This window comes from Gordonia marina (genome assembly GCF_052036135.1).
GTDB lineage: Bacteria > Actinomycetota > Actinomycetes > Mycobacteriales > Mycobacteriaceae > Gordonia.
Genome location: NZ_JBPSDN010000015.1, coordinates 1 through 20900, shown reverse-complemented (window position 1 = coordinate 20900; position 20900 = coordinate 1). Strand labels below are relative to the sequence as shown.

The window sequence follows — 20900 nt, the reverse complement described above, 5'->3', positions numbered from 1 at the left end:
TTGCGTAGAACCGAACACCGTTCTATTCTATCGAACAGCGTTCCATTACCGAACGACGTTCGATACCGATTGGGGGTGCCCGCCATGACTCCCACCGCCGAAGCCGCGCCGGCCCGCACATACACGTCCCTGAAAGCCGCGTGGATCCCCCTCGCCGCGCTCTGTCTCGCGTTCTTCGTCGAGATGGTCGACAACACACTGCTCACCATCGCCCTGCCCACCATCGGCCGCGATCTGGGCAGCGGCACCATCGCCCTGCAGTGGGTCACCGGTGCCTACTCGCTGACCTTCGGCGGCCTGCTGCTGACCGCTGGATCGGCGGCCGACCGGATCGGCCGCCGCCGCGTCCTGCTGTGGGGCCTGGCCGCGTTCGGGCTGATCAGCATCGGCGTGATCTGGGTGGAGTCGTCCGGCTCGCTGATCGCACTGCGCGCCGCCCTCGGCGTGGCCGCCGCCGCGATGGCGCCGGTCACCAACTCGCTGGTCTTCCGCCTGTTCGAGACCGAGAAGCTCCGCATGCGGGCGATGACCCTGATGATCGTCGTGGGGATGAGCGGTTTCATTCTCGGCCCGCTGATCGGCGGCACGGCGCTCGCGCACATCCGCTGGGAGTGGCTGCTGCTGGTCAACGCGCCGATCGCGCTGCTCGCGTGGCTCGGAGTGCGGGCCGGCGTCGCGTCGGACCGCCCGGACGACCTGACCACCGAGAAGCTCGATCTCCCGGGTGCGATCCTCTCGATCCTGGCGATGGGCTTCGCGTGCTACACCCTGACCGCGGGCGTCGAACACGGCTGGGCGTCGGCCGTGACGCTCGGGTCGATCGCCGCCGCGATCATCGCGCTGGCACTGTTCATCTGGCACGAACGCCGCACCGACGAACCCATGCTCGATCTGAGCTTCTTCACCAGCGGCACGGTGCGCGGCGCGGCGATCGCCCAGATCGGTACGTCGATCGCGATGGCCGGGGTGATGTTCGGGCTGATCCTGCACTTCCAGTACGCCTTCGGGTGGAGCCCGATGAAGGCGGGACTGGCCAATCTGCCGCTGATTCTCACGATGATCGTCGGCACCCCGGTGTCGGAGTGGCTCGCCAAGACCTTCGGGCACCGGATCGCCTGCCTGGTCGGCGCCGCTCTGCTGGCGGGTTCACTCGCCGGCATGGGCTGGGGCGTGGAGCACGGCTACCTCGCGATCGCGATCTTCATGGTGACCCTGACCCTCGGCCTGCGGACCATCATGACCATCTGCGCGGTGGCCCTGGTCAGTGCCATGCCGGAGAACAAGACGTCGATCGGCACCGCCCTGAACGACACCGCGCAGGAGGTCGGCACCAGCATCGGCACCGCCGTCGTCGGCACCGCCATCGCCGCCCTGGTGACCACCGCGCTGCCCGACGGCCGGTGGAGCAGCGAGCTGGTGTCGTCGTTCTTCCACGGCGAGCGTGTGACCTATCTGGTGCTCGCGGCCGTCGTCGGTCTCGTGGCCGCGGCCGGAGCCCGGACGCTGACCGACTCGCACTCGGTGGACGAGCCGATCTGAGCCGAAGCCGGGTGCGCCGGACACGACCGGAGAGAAAACCGATTGCCGCCGTGTCCGGCCGCCCGCTATGGTCGACGAGACCCCCGTCCCCGACCGAGGAGTGATCTCGCAGTGCTGGTTCACGACCGTCCCCCGCGCACGACCACCCGTGCGCTGACGTCGTAGCAACCGCCCGCGCGCAGGTTCCCGTCGTCAGCGCCGCTGACGATCTTCAGGAGCCTCATGTCCACCGTTCACCCCTCCGTTGTTCTCACCGACGTCTCGTTCGCCTGGCCCGACGGCCGCCCCGTGCTCCGCGGCCTCACCGCGTCGTTCGGCGCGGGCCGCACCGGCCTGATCGGCGACAACGGCACCGGCAAGTCCACGTTGCTCGCGCTGATCAGCGGTGCCCTCACCCCGGACCACGGGGTGATCGACGTCGACGGCCGCGTCGGCCTACTCCCGCAGCAACTGGTACTCGACACCGCCGCGACGGTCGCCGATCTGCTCGGCGTGCGCCCGCAGCTCGACGCGCTGCGCGCCATCGAGTCCGGCGACGCCGATCCCGTGCACTTCGAGACCCTCGCCGACCGCTGGGACGTCGAGGCGCAGGCCCGGGCCGTGCTCGACGCCCTCGGCCTGGAATCGGTCGGCCTCGACCGGCCGGTCGGCGCGCTGTCCGGCGGCGAGACGGTCCTGACCGCACTGGCCGGATTGCGCGCCGCGGGCGACGACGTCGTGCTGCTCGACGAGCCGACCAACAACCTCGACCGGCCGGCACGCCACACCCTGTACGACATGCTCGAACGCTGGCCGGGCGCGCTGATCGTCGTCAGCCACGACGTGGCCCTGCTCGACCGGATGGACGAGACCGCCGAACTCCGCGCCGGGTCGCTGACCGTCTTCGGTGGGCCGTACTCGGAGTACCGCGCGCTCCTGGACGCCGAGCAGGCCGCGGCCGAGCAGGCGCTGCGGACCGCCGAGCAACGTCTCAAGGTGGAGAAGCGCCAGCGTATCGAGGCACAGACCAAGCTCGCTCGCCGGGAGCGTACGGCTCGCAAGGACTTCGAGAACAAGCGCAGGCCGAAGATCGCGATGAACCTCCGTAAGGGCGACGCGCAGGTCTCCGCGGGCAAGCTGCGCGGCGAACTCGACGACAAGGTCGATGCCGCGCGGGACGCCGTCCGGGTGCAGGCCGAGCGGATCCGCAAGGACGCCGGGATTCGCATCGAACTGCCCGATCCGGCGGTGCCCGCCGGTCGCCGGCTGGCGGAGTTCGGTGACGGCGCCGGAACGTCGATCGTCGTGCGGGGGCCGGAGCGGATCGCGCTGACCGGCCGCAACGGCATCGGCAAGACCCGGCTGCTGGAGTCGCTGATCCACGCCGGGAAGGCCGCTCCCGGCGACCTGAGCGGCACCGCGCTCACCGACCGGATCGGCTACCTGCCGCAGCGGCTCGATCACCTCGACGACACGGCGAGCATCGTCGACGTCGTCGCGGCCGCCGCGCCGCGGACCGCACCCGACGAGCTCCGCGCGCGGCTCGCGCAGTTCGGGTTCCGCGGTGACGCGATCCACCGGTCCGTCGGCGACGTGTCCGGCGGGGAGCGGTTCCGTGTCGCCCTGGCCGGGCTGTTGCTGGCCGACCCACCGCACCAGCTGGTGGTGTTCGACGAGCCGACCAACAACCTGGATCTCGCCAGTGTCGACGCCCTGGCCGGGGCACTCGACGCCTACCGAGGCGCGATCCTGGTCGTCAGCCACGACGATGCCTTCCTGAACCGGCTGCGGATCGGTACGCGGCTTACTCTCAACGAGGATGGACTGCGCGTCGTGCGCGAGTGACGGACGCCGTGCGGCCCGCGGCGTCGAGAGAGGGGTTCTGCGATGATGAGATGGCTGGCGGTCGCCGCGTTGTGGGTGCTCGGTGCCGCGTCGATCGCGCTGGTCGTCGTGGAGTCGCCGTGGTGGCTGTTCCTGACCGTTCCGCTGCTGCTCATCGCGGTGACCGGCGCCCACGACCTGTTGCAGCGACGGCACAGCATCCTCCGCAACTACCCGGTCCTCGGGCACTTCCGCTTCCTCCTCGAATCGGTCCGCCCGGAGATCCAGCAGTACTTCATCGAACGCGACTACGACGGCACCCCGTACGACCGCAACACCCGTACCACCATCTACGAGCGGGCGAAGGGCGTGAAGGACGTCGACCCGTTCGGCACCGAGCGCGACGTGTACCGCCCCGGCTACGAGTTCGTATGCCACTCGATCGCCGCGCAGCCGGCGCCCGAGGGCGTGCCGCGGGTGCGGATCGGCGGGCCGTCGTGCGCGCAGCCGTACGACATGGCGATCTTCAACGTGTCGGCGATGAGCTTCGGCGCGCTCTCGGCCAACGCCATCCGGGCGCTCAACGGCGGTGCGGCCAAGGGCGGCTTCGCCCACGACACCGGGGAGGGCGGCCTCAGCCCGTATCACCTGGAAGCCGGCGGCGACCTGATCTGGGAACTGGGCACCGCGTACTTCGGCTGCCGCACGCACGACGGGCACTTCGACGCCGCGGCGTTCGCGAAGAAGGCCGCCGCACCGTCGGTCAAGTGCATCTCCATCAAGCTGTCGCAGGGGGCGAAACCGGGACTCGGCGGCGTGATGCCCGGATCCAAGGTGACCCGGGAGATCGCCGAGATGCGGATGGTCGAGGCCGGTACCACCGTGGTCTCGCCGCCGTCGCACAACCGCTTCCACACCCCGGAGGGGCTGTGCGAGTTCATCGCCGAGCTGCGCGAGCTCAGCGGCGGCAAACCGGTCGGCTTCAAGCTCTGCGTCGGCTCGCGCAGCGAATTCCTCGGCATCTGCAAAGCCATGGTCGCCACCGGCATCGCACCGGACTTCATCCTGGTCGACGGTGCCGAGGGCGGCACCGGCGCGGCGCCGATCGAGTTCGAGGACAGTGTCGGCATGCCGCTCACCGAGGGCCTGATGACCGTGCACAACGCGCTCGTCGGCGTCGACCTGCGCGACGACATCCGGATCGGGGCCGCGGGCAAGGTGGCCGAGGGCTTCGACATCGTCAAACGCGTCATCCAGGGCGCCGACTTCACCCTGGCCGCTCGCGCGATGATGATGGCCGTCGGCTGTATCCAGGCGCAGCAGTGTCATACCAACCGCTGCCCGGTCGGCGTCGCCACCCAGGACCCCAAGCGCGCCCGTGCGCTCGACGTGCCCGACAAGACCGAGCGCGTCTACCGGTTCCAGCAGTCAGTGGTCGAGAACGCCAAGCAGTTCGTCTCCTCGATGGGCCTGAAGAGCTTCGACGACCTGCACCCGGCCATGCTCATGCGCACCGTCGGGCCCAACCACTCGCTGTCGTACGCCGACCTGTACGAGTGGCTGACGCCCGGTCAGCTGCTCTCGGATCCGCCGGCCTCGTGGCTCGACGATTGGGCGGCGGCCCGGGCCGACCGATTCGTGCTGTCGTCGCTCCAGGTGGACGATCCGACCGACCGGCCGCCCACGCACATCATGATGACCTCGCCGCACAATTCGCTCGCGGTCTGACGCCCACCCCGCATCGGCCGGGCCGCGGTGCGGGACTCAGCCGGCGGCGGTGCCGGGGTGATACCGCTTGACCCGCCGCAGCGTGTTCCGGTCGGTGTGATGCATCTCGGCGCCGGTGGCGGCCAGCCGCAGCCGCAGATCCGAGGTGTAACTGAACGTGTCGTCGTCGACGATGGTGAAGGTGCTGGTGAAGTCGCGGATCTCGGCGCGGTTCATCAGGTAGCGGTTCTGCAGGATACCGTACGACGGTTCACCCGGCTTGGCGTCGAAGTGGAGTTCGCGGGACTCGGGACCGGCGTCGCCGCCGGCCAGGATCGCGATACCGCGGCCGAACACGACATTGCGGATCACCTGCCCGTCGGCCTTGTCCCACAGCAGGAAACCGATCTCGTCGTGGAACGGATCCATCGACTCCTCGCCGTGCCGCCACGCCGTCATCGAGTAGTTCAGGCCCCACAGCTTCTGTCGGCCGTTCTCCTGAATCGGGATGGGCCGGAAGACGGCGCGCTCGAAGTACGACGTGTGGCTCGTTTCATCGTCGTCGTTGTGATACGAGAGGTCGACGCCGGCGTCGCCCTCCCACTCGCCGACGAGCGGGGTGAGCGGACCCAGTTTGCGGGGGCCGCGGATCTGGGCGGGGTCGATCGCGGGGTCGGCTGACGTGGTCATGACTGCTGCCTCCATGCTTCCGCCGCCGACAGCTCCGTCGTTCGGTCGGCGGGGCTGTCGGCGACCGGGAAATCTGCTGACCCTTGAAGTCTTGCATAGTGCAATGGATTTCTCGGCCGGATCGGGCAGATCGGGCTTTCGTGGATCTCAGACGGGCAGCCGGGACGGGCTGTGCTCCCCGAGCAGTTGGTGCAGCGCCTCGAGGCCGGCGGCGCAGCGGTCCCGCACCGCGGGATCCATGCGTTCCAGGACGCCGGACAGTTCGGCGCGGCGGCGCGCGATCACCTGCTCGATCAGCTGCCGGCCGGTGTCACTCGGACTCAGCGTCACCACACTGCGATTGGCCGGGGCGTCGCCCCGCACCAGCAGGCCCGCGGCCTGTAGGCGGGTGGCCAGCCGGGTGACCGACGATCCGGCGACCCCGAGGGTCTGCGCGCATGCGGTGGAACTCATCGGCCCCGATTCACTCAGCGCCAGCAGCAACCGGAACTGCGGAATCGACAGCCCGGATTCGTCGACGCTGCGCAGGGCGAGTCCGACGAGATCGCGGGTCGCGGTCTCGAACGCGGCCAGTTCGCTTCGGGAGGGCGTGTTCGGTCCGTCCGGCGTCATGCACGCGAGTATGGCACGACTTTCGACTCACCCGGATCGGTCGCCACCGGAGCTTTGTCGCCCGCGGCGGGCGGGTGATAGTCCTGTCCCGTGTTCGCCGGACGACAGGCCCGTGGTGTGGGGCTATCACTGCTGGCCAGCGTTCTGTTCGGAGTCACCTTCTTCGCCGCGGGCGTGGTCGACGCGGCCCCGGAGGCCGTGTTCGGCTGGCGCGGGGTGGTGACCGCTCTCTGCTATGGCGCCGTGCTCCTGGCCGCTCCGGCCCGGCGGCGGGCCCGCGACCTGATCCGGCGGTGCGCCGCCCGCCCCGCGCTGGTGGCGGTGCTCATCGTGAACGCCGCGCTGATCGGGGTACAGATGTGGCTGTTCGTCTGGGCGCCCGCGCACGGATACGGCCTCGATGCGTCGCTCGGCTATCTGCTGTTCCCGATCGGCATGGTGCTGGTCGGCCGGATCGGCTTCACCGAGTCGGTGACCGCGGCGCAGTGGACCGCGGTCGGCATCGCGTGCGTCGCCGTCGGCGTCAAACTGGTCGCCAGCGGGTCGCTGTCGTGGCTGTCGTGCGCGGTCTTCGCTGCGAACGTGGGGTACTTCGCGCTGCGCCGCCGGTTCCGGCTCGAGGGTCCGGAGGTCTTCGCCGCCGAGGTGTTCATCATGGCACCGATCGCGGTGGTGTTCATCGCGCTCTATCCGGCGGTGCCGTCCGTGAGCGCGGCGCTGATGGTGCTCGGAATCGGGGTCGGCGGCACCATCGCGGTGTCGGCGTATGTCGCCGCCGCCGGCCTGCTCAGCTTCCCGATGTTCGGGCTGCTGAGCTACGCCGAACCGGTCGGGCTGTTCGCGGCCTCGCTGCTGCTGGGGGAACACCTCGACGCGGCCGACGGCGTCACCTACGGTCTGCTGGCCGTCGCGCTCGCCGTCCTCGCGGTCGCGGGGTTCCGCGGACGCGGCGCCGCGGTGACCGCGGTCCCGCTCGACACCGTCACGCCAGCATGTCCTTGACCAGCGGGACCACCTTCTCGCCGTAGAGCTCGATGGAGCGCCGCTGCACCGCGTGCGGGACCGGCTGGTCGTACTTGAAGTCGAAGCGGTCCACCTTCAGCGTCCGCAGGGTGCGGGCGATCTTCGCCGCGACCGTCTCCGGCGACCCGAGGTAGAGCGAGCCCTCGGTGATCTCGTTCTCGAACTCGCCGGGTCGGGGCGCCGGCCAGCCGCGTTCGGCGCCGAGCTTGCGCCGGAAGGCCATCCAGCCGTCGTAGGCGAGTTCACGGGCCTGCTCGTCGGTCTCGGCGACCAGCCCGGGGGAGTGCAGCGCGACCCGCGCCCGGGGGACACCGATCTGATCCTGGGCTCGCTCGAACAGGTCGATGTACGCGGCGAAGCGCCCCGGGTCGCCGCCGATGATGGCCAGGAACAGCCCGCATCCGTGCGCGGCGGCGCGCACCACCGATTCGGGCGTGCCGCCGACGCCGACCCATACCGGGATCGGCGCGTCGGTGGTCGGAAACACCCGCTGGTCGGTCAGCGCCGCCCGGGTGGAACCGCTCCAGGTGACCGGCTGCGACCGGACGAGTTCGACCAGCAGCTGCAGCTTCTCGTCGAACAGGATCTCGTAGTCGGCCAGATCGTAGCCGAACAGTGGGAACGACTCGATGAACGAGCCGCGCCCGGCGACGATCTCGGCGCGCCCCTCGGAGATCGCGTCGACGGTGGCGAACCGCTGGTACACGCGAACCGGATCGTCGGAGCTGAGCACGGTCACCGCCGAACCGAGGCGGATCCGCTCGGTGCGGGCGGCGATCGCGGCCAGCACGGTCTCCGGGCTGGAGACGGCGAAGTCGGGGCGGTGGTGCTCGCCGACGGCGAAGAAGTCCAGGCCCGCCTCGTCGGCGACGATGCCGTCGCCGACGAGATCACGGATCACCTGCGGATGGCTGGTCGGCCGGCCGGCTTCGTCGTGGGTGACGCCGCCGAAGGTGTCCAGGCCGAATTCGATCTCGCTCATATCGAGGATCAATCCGGGCGCCGCCCCGGATATTCCCGCGCACCCTACGCTGGGTGCGTGCGTTCACCGATCCCGGACTATCTCGCCGCGGCCCTGCAGGCCGTCGAACCCGACACCAGCGGTGCGGTGGCCGACTACATCCCGCAACTCGCCGTCGCCGACCCCGATCTCCTCGGCGTGGCCGCCGCGATGACCGACGGCTACCTGTACGAGGCCGGGGACACCGGCGCCGAATTCAGCATCCAGTCGATCTCCAAGCCCTTCGTCTACGCCCTCGCGCTGGCCGGCCGCGGGTTCGACGCGGTGCTGGACAAGGTGGGCGTGGAGCCGACCGGCGATGCGTTCAACCAGATCTCGCTGGAACCGGGCACCGGCCGGCCCCGCAATCCGATGATCAACGCCGGCGCGATCGCGGTGCACACGCTGGCCGCGCCGGAGGGTGCCGATCCGGCGGCGCGATTCCAGGTGGTCCTGGACGGGCTGAGCGCCTTCGCCGGGCGGCCGCTCAGCGTCGACGAGGCCGTCTTCGAATCCGAGCTCGCCCACGCCTTCCGCAACCGGGCGCTGGCGAACCTGTTGCGCGCCAACGGGATCATCGACGAGGACCCGCTGATCGCCGTCACCGGATACACCCGGCAGTGCTCGATCAACGTCACTACCAACGACCTCGCGATGATGGCGGCGACCCTCGCCAACCAGGGTGTCAACCCGCGCACCGGCGTCGAGGTGGTCGGTTCCCGGGTGGTCCGGCAGACGTTGAGCGTGATGTCGACGTGCGGCATGTACGACGGCGCCGGCGACTGGATGGTGCGCGTCGGCGTGCCCGCCAAGAGCGGGGTGGCCGGTGGTTTGATCGGCGCGCTGCCCGGCCAGATCGGCATCGCGACCTTCTCCCCGCGGCTCGACCGGCACGGCAACAGCGTCCGCGGTGTCGAACTCTTCCAGCGCTTCGCCGCCGACATGAGTCTGCACCTGATGGAGGCGGTGTCGGCGCCGCTGTCGGTGATCCGCGGCGCCGAGCTGATCGACGGCCCCGAACCCCTCTACGTGGTCACGCTGCAGGGCAGCATCCGGTTCGCCGGCGGCGAGCGGGTGACGCGGGAGTTCGAGCTGAATCCGCCGCCCTGCCGCCGGGTGGCGATCGACCTGAACCGGGTGTACCGCCTCGGCGATGCCGCGCGACTCCTCCTGGTCGAGACTCTGCACCGGCTCGTCGCCGACGGCCACGTGGTCTACCTGGTCGACGGGGACCGGCGTATCGGTCCCGACGACGTGGGCGACCTCGACGTCCAGCTGGCCGGGAGCATCGACGAGATCGGCTGACCGGGCCGCCCTCCCTTCGGCTCGATCCCGCCTGGCGGCTCGATCGGCTCAGGGGGGCGGCGGGGCCGACGGTCCGGGAAACGGCGCGGGCGACGGTTCGGGAGAGGTTGAGTCCGACGGTTGGGAAGGTACCGCGGAGCCGACGGCTCAGGGGGCGGGGACCGGCAGGGCGGCGAGCTCGCGGCGAAGGACCTTGCCGGTCGCGTTGCGGGGGAGCTCGTCGACGAAGACCACCTCGCGCGGCGCCTTGTAGCCGGCGAGCGAGGTCTTGACCAGGGCGATCAGCTCGTCGCCGGTGACGCTCTCGCCGTCGCGCAGGCTGACGAAGGCGCGCAGGCGCTCACCGAACATCTCGTCCGCGATCCCGATGCAGGCGGCCTCGGCGACGGCCGGATGCGAGGCGAGGACGTCCTCGACCTCCTTGGGGAACACGTTCTCGCCGCCGGAGACGATCATGTCGTCGTCGCGGCCCTCGACGAAGAGGCGCCCGGCGGCGTCGAACCGCCCGACGTCGCCGGTGGCCGCGAGCCCGTGCAGGCGAGTCTTGTCGCCGCCCCCGGTATAGCCCTCGAACAGCTGCGAGTTGCCGACGAAGATCCGGCCGATCCGTCCCTGCGGAACCTCCACGCCGTCGTCGTCGTACAGCCGCACCGTGGTGCCGCGCGTCGGCCGGCCCGCGGTGCCGGGCGCCGCGCGCAGGTCGGCGGGCGTCGCGATGGTGGCGTTCGCGACCTCGGTGGAGCCGTACAGGTTGTAGAGATTGTCGCCGTACTCGTTCATCCAGTGCTCGGCGAGGCCGGCCGGGAGCGCCGAGCCGGAGGCGGCGACCACCCGCAGCGACGACAGATCGTACCGTTCGCGGGTCTCCGGCGGCAGATCCAGGATCCGCGACAGCATCACCGGCACGACGATCAGCGCCTCGATCCGCTGCTTCTCGATCGCGGTCAGCCACTCCTCGGGGTCGAAGCGGCGGCGGCATACCATCCGCCCGCCGAGACCGAGGGTCAGCAACAGGTTCGACAGGCCCCAGGCGTGGAAGGCGGGCGCCGCCAGCCCGATGCGCATGCCGGCGTGCAGCGGGATCCGGTCGAGCAGTGCGGCCGGTGCCTCCAGCGTCGGCATCGCACCGCCCGAGGTGGCTCCGCGGCTCGCGCCCTTCGGGGTACCGGTGGTGCCCGAGGTCAGGATGATCACCCGGCCGCCGCGGCCCGGTGACGGCAGCGGCCGGTCGCCGTGTTCAGCCGCCAGGCCGGTCAGCGTCGGTTCGTCGCGGCCGGGCGGATCGTCGACCAGCACGGTGCGCCGGTGCTCCGTGGCCCCGGCGACCAACTCGGTGAATTCGGAGTCGTAGACGACCACCGACGCGCTCTCCCGCCGGCACACGTCGGCGATCTGCGGGCCGGAGAAGCCGGTGTTGAGCAGCAGCACGTCGCCACCGGCCTTCGCGATCGCGCCGGTGGCCAGCAGGAACCCGCGGCTGTTGCGGGCCAGCAGCGCGACGGCGTCGCCCTCGGACACGCCGAGGGCGCGCAGGCCGGCCCCGATCCGGGACGACTGCCGGTCGGCCTCGGCGTAGGTGAGCACGCCGTCGTCGTCGATCATCACCTGGCGCTGCGGGTCGCGTGCCGCACCGACGGCGATCAGCGCACCCGGGCTCAGCCCCCAGCTGCGCGCGGCGAGCGCGATGCGCACGGCGCGGTCGGGCCGCATCGGCGCGATGATCCCGGCGCGGGTGAGGACGGCCAGGTGACCGGCTTCGTCGATGAGCCGCTGCGGCAGCGGCGGCTGGCCGTCGGCGTCCGGTGCGCCCTCGACGGTGGACTTCATCGCGGCGAGGACGCTGTGCACCAGCGACCGCATCGCCGGGTAGGCGACGAAGTCGGCGACACCGCCGAAGATGCCGGGCGCGTCGTACGAGAGGCGCAGCGTGAGCCGGGTGCCGCCGGGGACCGGCCGCAGCCGCATCCGCAGGCGATGCGAGATGCCGGTGTACGACGCCCACGCCATCTCGCGGGGCGGCACGGCCTCGGTGATGATGGCGTCGCCGCCGACCATCGCACCGCTCATCATCAGCATCACCCGGTAGCGGGCGTCGAGCACCGGCGGCTGGCCGGGGGTGTGCGGGGTGACCGTGAGGGTGCCGTTGCCGAAGCGGGAGACCGCCGCCGGGTCGGCGCAGAGCTTCCAGACGCGCTCCACGGGTGCGGCGATGACGTCGCTGTGCTCGATCTTCATCCGATCACCGGCAGTCTCCGCTCGGACTGCAGGGCGCTGAGCACGTCCTGCATGGTGGCGACGAGGTCGGTGTAGACCACGTCGAGGTCGGGGTCGTCGCCGTAGGCGGCCCGCAGGTCGATCGGCGGCAGGTAGGCGATGGTGATCTTGGCCGGCAGCGGCAGGAAGGGCGCGAACGGCAGGGTCAGCCCGAACGGCGCGGACAGCACGATCGGCAGCACCTTCAGCCGGAACAGCCGGTCCAGGTGCAGCAGCTGGGCCAGCCGGTCGCCGCGCGTCAGGAAGAGGGCCGTCTCCTGGCCGCCGATGGTCACCTGCGGGACGACCGGCACGTCGTGCCGCAGGGCCAGGCGCAGGAAGCCCTTGCGGCCGCCGAAGTCGATGATCCCGGACTGGCTGGTGGGGCGGTAGACCTCGTAGTCGCCGCCCGGGAACACCTGCAGCAGGCCACCCTCGGCGAGCACGGTGTGACCGTTCTCCGGATCGGCTTCGACGGTGCCGAAGCGCCGCAGGATCGGGGCGAGCGGCGAGTTCAGGACCATTCGGTGAGCGAGCTGGAAGAACGGGCGCTCGACGCCGCAGTACGAGGTGACCGCCAGCTGGCTGATCATCACCTCCGGCGACATGATGCCGCCGGTGTGGTTGCCCACGATCAGCGCCGGGCCGGACTCCGGGATGTGGTGCAGTCCCCGCACGTCCGGCCGGTACCAGGTGCTGATCAGCAGCCACAGACCGGGAAGCAGCTCGCGGATCGCGTCCGGATCGCGGTCGTCCAGATCACCCCGGCGGAGCCGCGGCAGCAGCCGGCCGGCCTGTCGGCCGGCCGCCCCGAGGAGCGAGGAGAGGGTCGGCGACTTCTGGTCGGGCTCCATGCACAGCTTCCCTTCACGGTGACTGCCGTCACATCGTGGCTACATGTTACTCAGTGGTCATCGGTGTGACCGCCGAGTGCGACGATGGGGAGGTGACCGCAACTCTCGTCGCCAAGGATCTGTCCGGCGGATACGCGCATCGGGTGCTGTTCGAACACCTCGACCTGACCGTCGCGCCCGGTGACGTCGTCGGTGTCGTGGGGGCCAACGGCGCCGGGAAGACCACCCTGCTGCGCATCCTCGCCGGGGACCTCGCTCCGCTGGCCGGGAGCGTGTCGTGCGCACCGGCGGATGCGTTCGTCGGGTGGCTGCCGCAGGAACACGAGCGCGTCCCGGGGGAGACCGTCGCCGGGTACGTCGCACGGCGCACCGGCTGCGCGGCCGCCGCCGAGGCCATGGACCGGGCCGCCGGACTGCTCGCCGAGCCGGATCCGCCGGCCGGCGCCGACGACACGTATGCCGCCGCCCTCGACCACTGGCTCGCCACCGGCGCCCCCGACCTCGACGACCGGCTGCCGCAGGTGCTCGCCGATCTCGGCCTGGACATGGCCGGTGACGAACCGATGACCGCGCTGTCGGGCGGGCAGGCGGCGCGTGTCGGGCTCGCCGCGCTGCTCTGCTCGCGGTTCGACGTGGTGCTGCTCGACGAGCCGACCAACGACCTCGATCTCGACGGCCTCGCCCGGCTGGAAGAGGTGGTGCGCGGCATGCGCGGCGGCGTGGTTCTGGTCTCGCACGACCGGGAGTTCCTGTCGCGCAGCGTCACTCGCGTGGCCGAACTCGACCTGGCCCAGCACACGAACACCGTGTACGGCGGCGGCTACGACAGCTTCCTGGAAGAGCGGGAGACCGCTCGCCGGCACCGTCGCGAGGAGTACGAGGAGTACGCGAACCGGAAGGCCGATCTGGTGGCCCGCGCCCGCACCCAGCGCGAATGGTCCAGCCAGGGCGTGCGGAACGCGATGCGCAAGGCCCCCGACAACGACAAGATCCGCCGTCGTGCCGCGACCGAGTCCAGCGAGAAGCAGGCGCAGAAGGTGCGGCAGATGGAGAGCCGGATCGCCCGCCTCGAGGAGGTGGTCGAGCCGCGTAAGGAATGGGTGCTGGAGTTCAGTATCGGCTCGGCGCCGCGCTCGAGTTCGGTCGTCGCCACCGCCAACGACGCCGTCGTCCGCCGCGGCGACTTCACCCTCGGTCCGGTGTCGCTCCAGGTCGACGCCGGCGACCGGATCGGGATCACCGGACCGAACGGCGCGGGCAAGTCGACGCTGCTGCGGCTGCTGCTCGGTGAGATCGCGCCCGACGAGGGCGCCGCACACCTCGGCGCGAGCGTCGCGATCGGTGAGGTGAACCAGTCGCGCAGCCTGTTCACCGGCCCGGCGCCGCTCGCCGCGCGCTTCGAGGAACTGATGCCCGACTACACCACCGAGCAGGTCCGCACGCTGCTGGCCAAGTTCGGCTTGCGCGCCGACCACGTCGACCGGCCGGTCGACGGCCTCTCGCCCGGCGAGCGGACCCGCGCCGCGCTCGCTCTGCTCCAGGCCCGCGGCACCAACCTGCTGGTGCTCGATGAGCCCACCAACCATCTCGACCTGCCGGCGATCGAGCAGCTGGAGCAGGCCCTCGAGGGCTACGACGGGGCGCTGCTGCTGGTGACGCACGACCGCCGGATGCTCGACGCGGTCCGCCTCGATCGCCGCTGGCACGTCGAGAACGGCCGGGTCACCGAGTCGTCACCGATCACCGGACGCGGCGTGTGAAGATCCGCGGAGTGTGAAGATGTCTGTGTGCCTGCATTCGATCTGCCGAACCAGCCCACCGATGTCCGTCTCGTCGTCGCCGACATGGACGGCACGCTCCTGGACGACGCCGGGCGCGTGCCCGACGACTTCTGGCCGCTCCTGGACCTGATGCGCGCGCGGGGGATCGCGTTCGTCCCGGCCAGCGGCCGCCAGTTCTACACCCTGCAGAGCCTCTTCGAGCGCTCCCCGGACGGGATCTCGTACATTGCCGAGAACGGGAATCTGGTGGTGCACGACGACCACCGCCGCGTTACCGCGCCCTTCGATCGGGAACTGGCCGCGGAGGTGATCGGTACGACGCGCGCGGCCGACCGCGATCTCGGCCTGGTGGTGTGCGGGGTGAGCGGCGGCTACGTCGAACGTGGTGACCTGCCGTTCCTCGACGAATCCGACAAGTACTACCTGCGGCTGACTCTGGTCGACGACCTGCTCGGCATCGACGACGAGCTGCTCAAACTCGCCGTCTTCGACTTCGACGACGCCGACGCGGCGGCCCGCCGGCACTTCGCCCCGTTCACCGAGCGCTGCCAGGTGGTGGTGTCCGGGCCCAACTGGATCGACCTGATGGCGCCCGGCGTCAACAAGGGCGTCGGTGTCCGGGCGCTCCAGGAGGATCTGGGGATCGATCCCGCGCAGACCGTCGTCTTCGGCGACTACCTCAACGACCTGGAGATGCTCGACGCCGGCGACGTGTCGTACGCGATGGCCAACGCCCACCCGCGGGTGGCCGAGCGGGCGCGCTACCGGGCGCCGAGCAACGCCGACGGGGGCGTCGTCTCGGTGCTGCGGGCGCTCCTGGACGACGGCGCGTCGTGACCGGCGACGCGGTGCCGCCGACCGACGGCGCCAGGACCGCTGACGACCCGGCCGGTGACGACACGGCCGCTGACAACCCGGCCGCTGACGACCCGGCCGGTGACGACGCGACCGGCGACGACGCGGCCGTCCTGCGCGAGCGCGTCGCCGAGTTGGAGGCCCGCAACGCCGCGCTGACGGCGGCCGCCGCGCCCCGCTCCCATCGGGGCCTGCGCACCACCGCCTGCCTGGTGCTGGCCGTCGTCGCTCTGCTGCTCACGCCGGTCGCGGTGGTCGGTACGTGGGCCCGGTTGCAGATGGTCGACGCCGACCGGTTCGTCTCCACCTTCGGTCCGCTCGCCTCGGACCCGGACATGCAGAAGTTCCTCACCGAGACGGTGTCCGACCGGATCGAACAGCAACTCGATCTGCCGGCGCGCGTCGGCGAGCTGTTCGACTCGCTCCAGGACTCCGGGATGCCGCCGCGTGCCGCGAGTGCCGTCGGTCTCCTGGAAGCGCCGACCGTCGCCGGCCTGCGGGGCTTCATCGACAACACCGTCGAGCGGGTGGTCACCTCCGACCGCTTCGCCGATCTGTGGGCGGCGAGCCTGCGGCTGAGTCACCAGCACGTGGTCGCAGTTCTCGAAGACGACCCGAAGGCTATCGCGGAGCTGTCCGACGACGGCGTGCTGTCCTTGCGGCTCGATCCGGTGATCGACGCCGTGAAGCAGCAACTGGCCGGTCTCGGCCTGCCGTTCGTCGACCGCATCCAGATCACGAATCAGATCGGGAACATCCCGATCGTGCGGTCGCGGTCGCTCGGGCTGGCGCGCACGGTCTACACCACCGCGGTGATCGGCGGCTACTGGCTGCCGTGGGTGGTGCTCGCACTGCTCGCCGGGGCCGTGCTGATCGCCGTCTCGCCGCGCCGCGCCCTGTCCGGGGTAGCGGCCGCCTTCGCCGTGGTCTGCGGGTTCCTGATCTTCGGTCTGTGGATCGGCAAGACGGCCTTCGTTCACGCGGTCAGCCCGCGGCAGGTGCCCGGCGCGGTGGCCGACGTCCTGTTCAGCCAGGTCACCACCGTCATGCAGGCCACCGTCGTCGCCCTGACCGTCTTCGGAGCGCTGGTCGCGATCGCCGCGTGGTTCGCCGGGCCGGCCCGCCCGGCCCGCGCGATGCGGGAGGTCGCCACGGGCGGTTTCGGTCTGCTGCGCGGCGCGCTCGACGCGCACGGCGGCGACACCGGCCGCGTCGGCGCCTGGGTGCAGCAGTGGCGCTTCACCGTCGTGATGCTGGCCGTGATCGGCGGTTGTGCCGCCCTCGTCGCTGCGCGGCCGGTGACGCTCGGATCGGTCGTCTGGTTCGTCGTCGGGCTGTCGGTACTGGTGGTCGCGATCGAACTCATCCGGCGCCCGGTTCCACCTACGATGATCGACCATGACGGCTGAACTCCCGATCGGCACGCTCCTGGGCACCGACGACCCCGCCCACCTGCTGGCGCCGCGGCTGAACCGGCACACGTTCTGGTGCGGACAGAGTGGTTCGGGCAAGACCTACGCCCTGGGTGTGCTGCTGGAACAGGTGCTGTTGCACACCCGATTGCCACTGGTGATCCTCGACCCCAACTCCGATTTCGTGTCGCTGGGCCGGACCCGTCCCGGGATCGCGCCCGAACTCGCCGAGGAGTTCACGAGCCGGGACATCCGCGTCTGCCGCCGGTCCCCGGGCGACGGCGACCCTCTGCACGTCCGCTTCGTCGACATGAATCTGGCCTCGCGCGCGGCCGTCATGCAGATCGATCCGATCGCCGACGCCGACGACTTCAACGCCATGCTGCGCGGGGAGGAGAGGCTGCGCGGGGCCCTCGCGCAGATCGACGACGCCCTGCTCGCCGGGCAGCGGTCGGGGCTGCGGCCGTCTCTCGTGCACTGGTTGCGGACCCAGACCGATCCCGAGTTCGAGCGCCTCGCGATCCGGCTGGAGAACCTCGGGATCGCCGACTGGCAGTTGTGGGCGTGGGGGCAGACCGCACTGCCCGACATCATCGACGAGCGGCCCGACACCACGGTGATCGACCTCGGCGGCTTCGATACGGCCGACGAACCGCGGGCGGCGGCGCTCGCCGTCCTCGATCACCTGTGGGCCCGCAGGCACGACCGCATCGGCCGGCTGATCGTGATCGACGAGGCGCACAATCTATGCTCACCGGCCCCGGCGACACCGATCGAGCGCCTGCTCACCGAACGGATCGTGCAGATCGCCGCGGAGGGCCGCAAGTACGGCCTGTGGCTGCTCATGTCCACGCAGCGGCCGTCGAAGGTGCACCCGAACGCGCTGTCCCAGTGCGACAACCTCGGGCTGATGAGGATGAGTTCGCCCCGCGACCTCGCCGAGCTGGGGTCGGTCTTCGGCTACGCGCCGGACGAGTTGCGGAGCCGCGCGACGTCGTTCGCGCAGGGTGAAGTGCTGTTCGCCGGCGGTTTCGCTCCCGAGCCGATGCTCGTGCAGGTGGGTGCCCGGCTCACCGAAGAGGGCGGCTCGGACGTACCGATTCCGCTGCGCTGAGCGGTGGTTCGCCCCCGTCAGGGCACCAGGACGGCGCGGCCGATGACTCTGCCGTCGTGCAGGTCGTCGATCGCCCGCTGGAAGTCCTCCAGCGGATACGTGGTGTAGTCGATCCGGATCTTGCCCGCGGCGGCCAGCGCCAGCACCTCCAGCAGGTCGGACCTGGTGCCACCGTAGGAACGCTGCACGTCGACGCCCCACGGCGCCAGGCCCACCGCCCGCATCGGGAAGGCGCCGCCGCCCAGGCCGACCAGGCGGACGAGTCCTTCCGGGGCGATCACCGCGGCCGCGGTGTCGACGGTGGGCTGCACGCCGACGAAGTCGAGCACCACGTCCGCGCCGTAGCCGCCGGTCAGTTCGAGGATCTGCGCCGCGGTGTCCGGGCCCGGCGCGAACGTGAGGTCCGCACCGAGTTCGGCGGCGTGCGCGAGCTTCTTCTCGTCGTTGTCGATGGCGATCACCCGCGCGGCCGAGATCGCCTTGACGATCTGCAGCCCGACGTGGCCGAGGCCGCCGATCCCGAGTATCACCACGGTGGCGCCCGGCGTGAGACGGCGGCGCACGGAGTTGATCGCGTGCATCGGGGTGAGACCGGCGTCGGTCAGCGGACCGGCGCCGACCGGGTCGATGTCGCCCAGGGGGAGCACGTGCCGGGCCGGGGCGATGACGTAATCGGCCATGGAACCGTTCAGGCTGATGCCGGGGGTGGTCGGAAAGTCGTCGCGGCCGCCGGCCACCTCGCACGCGTTGTCACGGCCCTCGACACAGGCGCGGCAGTCGCCGCAGCTCCACAGCAGGTTCACGATCACCGGTGCACCGATGTCGTGACCGGTCACCCCGCTGCCGAGCGCGTCGACGTATCCGGCGCCCTCGTGCCCGAGGGTGATGCCGAAGGCCGGCCAGGCGTCACCCATGCCGATGAGGTGCAGGTCGGAATGGCAGAGTCCGGCGCCGGCGACCTTGACGCGGATCTCGCCCGGGCCGGGTTCGGGGACGGGCGTCTCTTCGAGGGTGACGGTGCTCGGGCTGGTCAGCTTGACGGCGCGCATGGGAGGGCCTTCGCGATGGTGGGACGGGGTATGCGACTACGACCATAGGTTCGGTGCGTGGCATCCGTCACGGGTACGCGGGGGTAGCCGCGGGAGATGCGACGATGGTGCGCGTGAAGATGATCGCGCGGCGGGAAGTGACGCTGGCCGTGATCCTTTCCGCGGCCGCCGGGTACCTCGATGCCGTCGGATATGTGTATCTCGGCGGCTTCTTCGTCTCCTTCATGAGCGGCAACACGACCGAACTCGCGACCGGCGTCGCGCACGGCGACTGGGCGCCGGCGCGGCTGGCCGGCACCCTCATCGGGATGTTCTTCGCCGGTGCGGTCCTCGGTGCGCTGCTGAACCGGATCAGCGACGGGCGCACGGTGGTCCTCGCCGGCACCACGATTCTGGTCGGGCTGACCGCGCTCCTCGGCGACCTGAGCCGATCGACGTGGCCGGTGGCGCTGCTGCTCCCGCTGGCGATGGGCGTGGTCAACGCGACCTTCCTCAGCTCCGGCGAGGCCAGCATCGGCCTCACCTACATGACCGGTGCCCTGGTCAAGGCCGGTCAGCGTCTGGTCGACGCGATCTTCGGCGGACCGCGCCGGCTGTGGGCCCGTCATCTCTCCCTGTGGGCCGCGCTGCTGGCCGGAGGCGTGATCGGCGCCGCGATGCTCGGCTGGATCGGACTCGGCGGCGCCCTCTGGCCGATCACCGGCCTGCTGGCGGTGATCACGCTGATCGTCGCGCTGGACCGGCGACGGCGCGGCGTGTTCGGCCTCGGGACGCGGCAGGTGCGCCCGGTGACGACCGTGGTCGCGCCGTCCGACTCCGATACTCGACAGTAGGCTGTGACCATGGACGATTCCCGCGACGACCTCGCCGCCCGCCTGCTCGACGCCCAGGTGGCCTTCGGGATCCGTCAGCTCACCGACGACACCGAATTCGCCGGGCTCGTCGAAGAAGAGATCGAGAACTTCTTCGCCGAGGGCGGCGTGCTGCCGATGGAGAAGGTGATGCCCCGCGAACTGGTCCAGGAGGTGGCGCGCAAATACACCCTGCAGTTTCCGGTGGAGGGAGCCATTCCGGAACTGGCCGGGCAGGTCGCGGCGCGCCTGTATCGCAGCGACATCCACGAGCGCACCGTCGTCGATCAGGTGATCGAGCCGCGGCGGTTCGACGAACTCGCCTCGACGGTCGTCGACCTGCGCCTCTCGCAGCGGGCCATCGAGCAGGTCCTGGAGAGTCCGGCGACCACCGACACCCTGGTCGAGCTGATGCAGCGGGCCGTCGAGGACCGGTTCGGGCAACGGATCGGCCGCCGGCTGTCCCGGCTGGTGGAGCGGGTCACCCGCAGCGGTACCGCGATGGTGATCGAGTCGACGCGCGAGGATTCCGGGGAACTGCTGCTCGACGCCGTGCGCGAGTTCTGGCACGGCCGCTCCGGCGGCACCGTCGGCGGTTTCCGGGAGAGCGTCTCCGAATCGGACGTCGAGGACGTGGTGGTCATGGCCTTCGAGTTCTGGCGCGACTTCCGGCAGTCCGACTACTTTCAGACGCTGCTCGCCGCCGGTATCGACGAGGTCTTCGACACCTACGGCGCCACCCCGATCGCCGACGTGATCGAGGACCTCGGTATCGGCGGCGACGACCTCCGCGAGGAGGCCCTGCGTTTCGGTCCGCCGGTGCTGGCCCGGCTCGACCGCGACGGCGTGCTGGAACAGATCCTGCGCCGCCGCCTGGCCCCGTTCTTCGCCTCCCCGGAGTTCGCCGCCTGCCTGCAGGCCTAGCTGTACTTCCCCGACACGTTGTGAACATCTGAGGTGAAGTGAAGACCTCCGGGCAGGATGTGGGTTACCACACTGACATCAAGCCACGGAGGTCTTCATGGTCCACGCTAACGCACCCTTGACGCCGG

Annotated in this window: 17 protein-coding genes; 11 read left to right on the top strand and 6 right to left on the bottom strand. The window is 70.7% G+C overall.

All coding sequences use genetic code 11. The features are described 5' to 3' along the window. Positions 1 to 84: 84 nt before the first annotated feature. The 3 genes from ACSEEN_RS11365 to ACSEEN_RS11355 all read left to right on the top strand — a co-directional run bounded on the left by ACSEEN_RS11365 (position 85) and on the right by ACSEEN_RS11355 (position 5070). Entirely contained in the window at positions 85 to 1539 is a 1455-nt protein-coding gene (locus ACSEEN_RS11365; protein WP_440713221.1) for an MFS transporter, read from the top strand. A 222-nt stretch (positions 1540 to 1761) separates the two neighbouring features. Then, positions 1762 to 3363, top strand: a complete 1602-nt coding sequence (locus ACSEEN_RS11360; RefSeq protein ID WP_440713220.1) for an ABC-F family ATP-binding cassette domain-containing protein — start codon at positions 1762 to 1764, stop codon at positions 3361 to 3363. A gap of 42 nt (positions 3364 to 3405) precedes the next feature. After that, positions 3406 to 5070 carry an FMN-binding glutamate synthase family protein gene (locus ACSEEN_RS11355; protein ID WP_440713219.1) on the top strand — a complete coding sequence of 555 codons (1665 nt, stop codon included), beginning with the start codon at positions 3406 to 3408 and terminating at the stop codon, positions 5068 to 5070. Between the two features lie 36 nt (positions 5071 to 5106). On the opposite strand, the gene ACSEEN_RS11350 is transcribed toward ACSEEN_RS11355, so the two are convergent. Both ACSEEN_RS11350 and ACSEEN_RS11345 read right to left on the bottom strand, forming a co-directional pair. Continuing rightward, positions 5107 to 5739 (bottom strand): heme-binding beta-barrel domain-containing protein, encoded by a 633-nt coding sequence (locus ACSEEN_RS11350; RefSeq protein WP_298442087.1) that lies wholly within the window; start codon positions 5737 to 5739, stop codon positions 5107 to 5109. A gap of 147 nt (positions 5740 to 5886) precedes the next feature. After that, complete coding sequence (locus tag ACSEEN_RS11345; protein ID WP_440713218.1) at positions 5887 to 6351, bottom strand: MarR family winged helix-turn-helix transcriptional regulator; 465 nt, start codon at positions 6349 to 6351, stop codon at positions 5887 to 5889. Positions 6352 to 6468: 117 nt separating this feature from the next. Here ACSEEN_RS11345 and ACSEEN_RS11340 point away from each other — a divergent pair, with 117 nt between their 5' ends. Further along, positions 6469 to 7353, top strand: a complete 885-nt coding sequence (locus ACSEEN_RS11340; protein WP_298442092.1) for an EamA family transporter — start codon at positions 6469 to 6471, stop codon at positions 7351 to 7353. Here ACSEEN_RS11340 and ACSEEN_RS11335 read toward each other — a convergent pair. Beyond that, positions 7334 to 8356 carry an Atu2307/SP_0267 family LLM class monooxygenase gene (locus ACSEEN_RS11335; protein ID WP_247864668.1) on the bottom strand — a complete coding sequence of 341 codons (1023 nt, stop codon included), beginning with the start codon at positions 8354 to 8356 and terminating at the stop codon, positions 7334 to 7336. The two genes, ACSEEN_RS11340 and ACSEEN_RS11335, sit on opposite strands and share 20 nt — an antisense overlap. A gap of 57 nt (positions 8357 to 8413) precedes the next feature. Between ACSEEN_RS11335 and ACSEEN_RS11330 the strand changes: the two genes are divergently transcribed. Beyond that, positions 8414 to 9679, top strand: a complete 1266-nt coding sequence (locus tag ACSEEN_RS11330; protein WP_440713217.1) for a glutaminase — start codon at positions 8414 to 8416, stop codon at positions 9677 to 9679. A 147-nt stretch (positions 9680 to 9826) separates the two neighbouring features. Here ACSEEN_RS11330 and ACSEEN_RS11325 read toward each other — a convergent pair whose 3' ends face one another. Beyond that, positions 9827 to 11914 (bottom strand): AMP-binding protein, encoded by a 2088-nt coding sequence (locus ACSEEN_RS11325; RefSeq protein ID WP_440713216.1) that lies wholly within the window; start codon positions 11912 to 11914, stop codon positions 9827 to 9829. Then, on the bottom strand, positions 11911 to 12786 hold the full coding sequence (locus ACSEEN_RS11320) for a 1-acyl-sn-glycerol-3-phosphate acyltransferase (RefSeq protein WP_440713215.1): 876 nt from the start codon (positions 12784 to 12786) through the stop codon (positions 11911 to 11913). The genes ACSEEN_RS11325 and ACSEEN_RS11320 overlap by 4 nt, the downstream gene beginning before the upstream one ends. A 92-nt stretch (positions 12787 to 12878) precedes the next feature. On the opposite strand from ACSEEN_RS11320, the gene ACSEEN_RS11315 reads away from it, so the two are divergent. Genes ACSEEN_RS11315 through ACSEEN_RS11300 form a run of 4 tightly spaced genes read left to right on the top strand, consistent with a single transcriptional unit; the run spans position 12879 to position 17948 of the window. Continuing rightward, positions 12879 to 14546, top strand: a complete 1668-nt coding sequence (locus tag ACSEEN_RS11315) for an ABC-F family ATP-binding cassette domain-containing protein (RefSeq protein ID WP_440713214.1) — start codon at positions 12879 to 12881, stop codon at positions 14544 to 14546. 27 nt (positions 14547 to 14573) lie between these two features. Continuing rightward, positions 14574 to 15404: a Cof-type HAD-IIB family hydrolase gene (locus tag ACSEEN_RS11310; RefSeq protein WP_247864657.1), complete on the top strand. Its 831-nt coding sequence runs from the start codon at positions 14574 to 14576 to the stop codon at positions 15402 to 15404. Then, positions 15401 to 16831 (top strand): hypothetical protein, encoded by a 1431-nt coding sequence (locus ACSEEN_RS11305; RefSeq protein WP_440713213.1) that lies wholly within the window; start codon positions 15401 to 15403, stop codon positions 16829 to 16831. The genes ACSEEN_RS11310 and ACSEEN_RS11305 overlap by 4 nt, the downstream gene beginning before the upstream one ends. Continuing rightward, positions 16821 to 17948 (top strand): ATP-binding protein, encoded by a 1128-nt coding sequence (locus tag ACSEEN_RS11300; RefSeq protein ID WP_440713212.1) that lies wholly within the window; start codon positions 16821 to 16823, stop codon positions 17946 to 17948. The genes ACSEEN_RS11305 and ACSEEN_RS11300 overlap by 11 nt, the downstream gene beginning before the upstream one ends. 17 nt (positions 17949 to 17965) lie before the next feature. On the opposite strand, the gene ACSEEN_RS11295 is transcribed toward ACSEEN_RS11300, so the two are convergent. Further along, on the bottom strand, positions 17966 to 18997 hold the full coding sequence (locus ACSEEN_RS11295; protein WP_371306980.1) for an alcohol dehydrogenase catalytic domain-containing protein: 1032 nt from the start codon (positions 18995 to 18997) through the stop codon (positions 17966 to 17968). Positions 18998 to 19101: 104 nt separating this feature from the next. Here ACSEEN_RS11295 and ACSEEN_RS11290 point away from each other — a divergent pair, with 104 nt between their 5' ends. Next, positions 19102 to 19830 (top strand): YoaK family protein, encoded by a 729-nt coding sequence (locus ACSEEN_RS11290; protein WP_440713211.1) that lies wholly within the window; start codon positions 19102 to 19104, stop codon positions 19828 to 19830. 9 nt (positions 19831 to 19839) lie between these two features. After that, on the top strand, positions 19840 to 20772 hold the full coding sequence (locus ACSEEN_RS11285) for a hypothetical protein (protein WP_298442111.1): 933 nt from the start codon (positions 19840 to 19842) through the stop codon (positions 20770 to 20772). Positions 20773 to 20900 lie beyond the last annotated feature (128 nt).